General features: G+C 67.9%; 3 protein-coding genes. 1 reads left to right on the forward strand and 2 read right to left on the reverse strand.

The genetic code is table 11. The features are described from left to right. Positions 1–561 (reverse strand): ABC transporter permease (locus tag AC1DY2_RS15115; protein WP_476763175.1); only part of this gene is annotated, 561 nt, incomplete at its 3' end. Positions 562–646: 85 nt separating this feature from the next. Next, complete coding sequence (locus AC1DY2_RS15120) at positions 647–2,281, reverse strand: ABC transporter substrate-binding protein (protein WP_476763176.1); 1,635 nt, start codon at positions 2,279–2,281, stop codon at positions 647–649. 411 nt (positions 2,282–2,692) lie between these two features. On the opposite strand from AC1DY2_RS15120, the gene AC1DY2_RS15125 reads away from it, so the two are divergent. Next, positions 2,693–4,846: a metallopeptidase domain-containing protein gene (locus AC1DY2_RS15125; protein ID WP_476763177.1), complete on the forward strand. Its 2,154-nt coding sequence runs from the start codon at positions 2,693–2,695 to the stop codon at positions 4,844–4,846. Positions 4,847–5,074 lie beyond the last annotated feature (228 nt).

The following is a 5,074-nucleotide window of genomic DNA, read 5'->3' on the forward strand; positions in this document are numbered from 1 at the left end:
CCACTTCAGCCACACCGAGAAGATGAGCTTGAGCAGCAGGCCGGCGAAGAAGATCGGGATCGCGTACCAGAAGATCGCGAGCACCCGGTAGATCGCGTCCTGCGTCTTGTCGCGGTGGTAGGCGGCGAGCAGGCCGAGCGGGATGCCGACCGCGAACGCCACGATCAGGGAGTAGAAGACGAGCTCGAAGGTCGCGGGTCCATAGGTGGTGAGCACCTCGAGGACCGGCCGGTTCGTGGTCATCGTCGACCCGAAGTTGCCGGTCAGGATCTGGCCGAGGTACTCGAAGTACTGGATGAACAGCGGCCGGTCGTAGCCGGCCGCGGCTCGGAGTTCGGCGAGGGCCTCGGGCCCCAGCCGGCCGCCCTGCGCCGCGGTGATGGGATCACCGGTGGTGCGGGCGAGGAAGAAGACGAGCGTGACGAGGATGAAGATCGTCGGGAACATAAGGAGGAACCGAACGAGGACGTATCGTCCGAAGCCGCCTCCTTGCGATTTCGGCTTCGGACGCCCGGAAGCCGGGACGTCCTCCGTCGTTGGAACGGTGTCAAAAGTGCTCATGGGTTCCTCAGGGGTACAGGGGAACGGGGGCGACCCGCGGTAGCAGGTCGCCCCCGTCGTCGAGCTTCAACGACTCTAGTGCGGATCAGCCCTTGGAGAGCGCGCCGTAGCGGAACTTGAACGACGCGTCGAGCGTGTCCTCCGTGCCCTCGACGTCGCTGCCCACGACCGCGACCTGCGCGCCCTGCATGTACGGGATCGTGGACAGGTCGGCCGCGACCTTGTCCTGGATCTCGCCGATGAGCGCCGCGCGAGCCTCGGGGTCCGACGTGACGGCCTGCTCGAGGATCAGGTCGTTCACCTCGGGGTTGTCGTAGTGGTTCGACAGGAAGTTCTCCGTCAGGAAGAACGGCGTGAGGTAGTTGTCGGCGTCCGAGTAGTCGGGGAACCAGCCGAGCTGGTAGGCCGGGTACAGGTCGGCGACGCGGTCCTCGGAGTACTGGACCCACTCGGTCGACTGCAGGTTCACGGTGAACAGGCCGCTCGACTCGAGGTTGTCCTTGATGATCGCGTACTCGTCGCTCGACGACGGTCCGTAGCGCTCGGCCACGTACTGGATCGAGATGTCGAGCGGCGTGGTGATGCCGGCCGCCTCGAGCGTGGCCGCCGCCTTGTCGGCGTCGGGCGCGCCGTTGCCGTCGCCGTAGAGGTCCTTCAGGGCCTCGTTGGCGCCGGTCAGGCCCTCGGGAACGTACGAGTACAGCGGCGTGAAGGTGCCCTTGTAGACGTCCTCCGAGATCGCGTCGCGGTCGATGAGGTCGGCGATGGCCTGGCGGACGGCGAGCGCCTTCGCCGGGTCCGCCTCGGCGGTGGTGGCGCCGAACGGCATCGTGTTGAAGTTGAAGACCAGGTAGCGGATCTCGCCGCCGGGGCCGTCGACGACCTTCACGTTGTCGTTGCCGCGCAGGTCTTCGATGTCGGTCGCGCTCAGCGTGCGGTGCGCGACGTCGATGTTCCCCTCCTGCACGTCGAGCTTCAGGTTCGAGGCATCCGTGTAGTACTTCACGTTGACCGTGTCGGTCTTCGCCTCGCCGAGGATGCCCTGGTAGTCGGGGTTCGCCTTGTACGAGATCAGGTTGTTGAAGTCGTAGCTGTCGATGACGTACTGGCCGGCGAACGCGTTGCCCGCGACGATGTCGTCGTCGGAGGTCAGCGAGTCTGCCGAGAAGACGTCCTCGTCGACGATCGGGCCGACCGGGCTCGACAGGATCTGCGGGAAGATCTGGTCGTTCTCCGACTTCAGCGTGAAGACGACGGTGGTGTCGTCGACCGCCTCGACCGAGTCGAGGTTGTAGAGCAGCGACGACGGGCCGTTCTCGTCGGCGATCGCGAGCTGCCGGTCGAACGTGAACTTCACGTCGGACGAGGTGAGGTCGTTGCCGTTGGCGAACTTGAGGTCGGGCTTCAGCGTCACCGTGTACTCGGTGGGGCTGGTGAACTCGGCGGACTCCGCGATGTCGGGCTCGACGTCGGGGCTGCCGTAGGGGGTGTTGAGCAGGAACGGGTACACCTGGTTCATCACGGCGAACGAACCGTTGTCGTACGAGCCGGCCGGGTCGAGCGCGGTGACCTGCTCGGTGGTGCCGATGGTCAGCGTGCCACCGGATGCCTCGCTGCTGCCGCCGCCGCCGGCGGTGCAGCCGGCGAGTGCGAGGGCGGCCACGGAGGCACCGGCCACCGCGATGAGGGCGCGGTTCCGGTTCGTGGATGCGGATGTCATATCCGTCTACCTCTTCCTATGGGAGTTCGGCTCGACCTTCGGAAGGCGGATGCCGAGTTGGTGGGACCGGCGCGTTCGGGGTCCGCATGCGGGCGTGGAACGGGTCGCTCGTCGTCCGCCCTCAGACGAGGACGGGCCACCCCGCCGCTCTGCTGCGAGCGGGAGGACCCTTCAAGAGGTAGCACGGCGGACTGGAGCGGGAACTCAACGTTATCGGACCGTAATGCTCGGAAATCCTGACGGGTAACCGTCGGAATTCGCCACGCGTCGATTCGGCGCGGCGGCCTGTCGCTCCCGCCCGCGCCGATGGAAGGATCCATGGACATCGCTTTCCCAGCGGATGCAATGCCGCATCACAGGAAACGGTGCACGCGGGCGCATCGCCCCGCGGGAGACGACATGGAGGTTGCAGTGGCACGACGAGATCACCGACCCAGAACCGCGACGAGGCGAGCCGCGCTCGCCGTCGCCGCCGCCGCGGGCGTCATCACGCTCGCGACGGTGTCGAGCGGCACCGCGATGGCGGCACCTCCCGACTCCTTCGACCCCTCCGTGCTCGGCCCGGTCGACCCGCAGTCCTGGGAGAACATGGACGACATGACCTGGGACGACTATGTCGCCGTTCCCGGCACCGACTGGGCCAACGACATCGAGGGCTCGGAGCGGCAGTTCAACGGCGCGATCGTGCTCGTCGACTTCGAGAACCAGCCCTTCCTCGTCACCCAGCCCGAGGGCGCGCACGCGTTCGGCGACCCGTCGGGTCTCGCGAACGGCCTCGCTCGCGAGGACGTGCCGCAGTTCTACCTCGACCTGCTCAACAAGCCCAGCGAGCTCAACCACGGTCGCACCATCAACGAGTACTGGATGGAGCAGTCGGGCGGCCGCCTCAGCGTGCAGATGCAGGCGTTCGGGCCGTACCAGCTTCCCGGCAACATCGAGGAGTACGGCCTGAACGACTCGTTCAACAAGCCGAACGCCGCGTTCTGCCCGCAGGGCGAGTCGTGCGACAAGAACATCCGCACCGACGCGCTGGCGCTCTGGGGCGCCGACATCGGCAGCGCCGACCCGCTCACCCAGTTCGACCAGGTGTTCTACGTCACTGCCGGCCACGATGAGTCGTCGACCTGGGAGGAGTTCGGGCAGATGCTGTTCGAGCACCCCGAGGACGTGACCGACGACTTCGGGCCGCCGCGGGATGAGAACGGCGTCGCGCTCGACCAGAACGGCGCGCCCATGGCGAACTGGGCGAAGACCCGCTACGTCCCGTGGACCTCGTGGGCCGCCGCGGTCAACCACTGGCCGAACGCGAACTCCCCCAGGAACGGCCGCGCCGGCAACTCCACGCAGGCGGAGTCGTCGGGCATGGGCACCTACGCCCACGAGTTCTCGCACATCCTGGGCATCGCCGACAACTACGGGAACCCGTACGGCACGGAAGCCGCCGATGGCGGACCCCTGCGTGACACGAGCGGTCCATTCGACATCCTGGCACGAGGCACGTTCAACGGGCCCGGTGGCACCCACGAGCGCTGGAGCGTCCCGTCGGTCGCCGGCGGATCGCAGCCCTCGGGCGTCGGCCTCCGCAACCGCATCAACCTCGGGATCATCGACGAGGCGAACTACCTGAACCTCCAGGAGAGCGATCTCGATGCGCTCGGCTCGGTCGTCACCAGGGTGGTCTCCCGCGCGGTCATGCGCCCGGGCGAGCTGACGGGCATCAACCTCGTCTTCGACAAGCCCACGGCAGCGGCGGCGGATGACTCGACGGGCACCTGCACGCGCCAGGCGAAGTACGACTGCGACGGCGGGTCGTTCGACAACTACACCGTGGAGGTCATCGACCGGATGGGCACGGACTCGTTCCAGCCCGACCACGGCGTGATGATCGCCAAGACGAAGAACCAGGACCGCAACCCGTTCATCTGGACGATCGACGCGAACCCGCAGGACATCGCGACGGTCGACTACGTGCGGCCCGACGGCACCCCGATCATGATCACGCGGGGCGACCAGCGCCAGCTGAACGATGCCCTCTTCCACGCCGGCAACGACTCGGGCTCCGAGTACGAGTACGTGGACACCGCGAACGGCCTGCACTTCTACGTCCTGAACGTGGAGCGCGACGCCGAGGGCATCCTCTCCTACGACGTGGCCGTGCGCTCCACGGTGAGCGCCGGACCGCAGGCCCGCGGGATCGACCTCGGCACCGCGACGGTGAAGGGCAACCTCGCCGCCATGCACGGCCAGGCCCAGGCCAACGGCACCGCGATCGCACAGTGCCTCGTGCCGCTCACGAACACGGGCGCGGCCGTCGAGGACCCGAAGGCGAACAGCGACATCTACCGTCTGGCGACCTCCGTCGAGGGACGCGGATGGTCGGTGACGACGCCGAGCAGCATCGTGGCGGCGGCGGCGGGCTCGACGATCGAGCTGCCCGTCTACGCCTCCCGCGGAGCCGACGCCGACCGCGACGCGACCGTCACGGTCACGGCGACGTCGGAGAACGACCCGTCGAAGACCGAGACGATCACCTGCGAGCTCGACGCTCCGGGCAAGGCCCGGTAGTCGCTCGCACCGAGCGGGGCACGCGGAACGGGACGACCTCCCGTTCCGCGTCGCCCCGTTCGGCGTYACACGGGCTCCGCGCGAGCCCGTACCATCGCACGACACCACACGACACGACGCCCGGCCGATCGGCGGGCACGAGGAGGCCACGTGAGGTTCCGGCCCATCCACCGCCCTGCGCTGCTCGCCGCGACGATCCTGTCGGCCGCGGCGCTCGCCGGGTGCGCC

It is taken from the genome of Agromyces sp. P1_H4 (assembly GCF_056405255.1).

Excerpts from the sequence above, each read along its gene's own strand:
- AC1DY2_RS15120 (WP_476763176.1), bottom strand. The coding sequence starts at position 2,281 with ATGACATCCGCATCCACGAACCGGAACCGCGCCCTCATCGCGGTGGCC.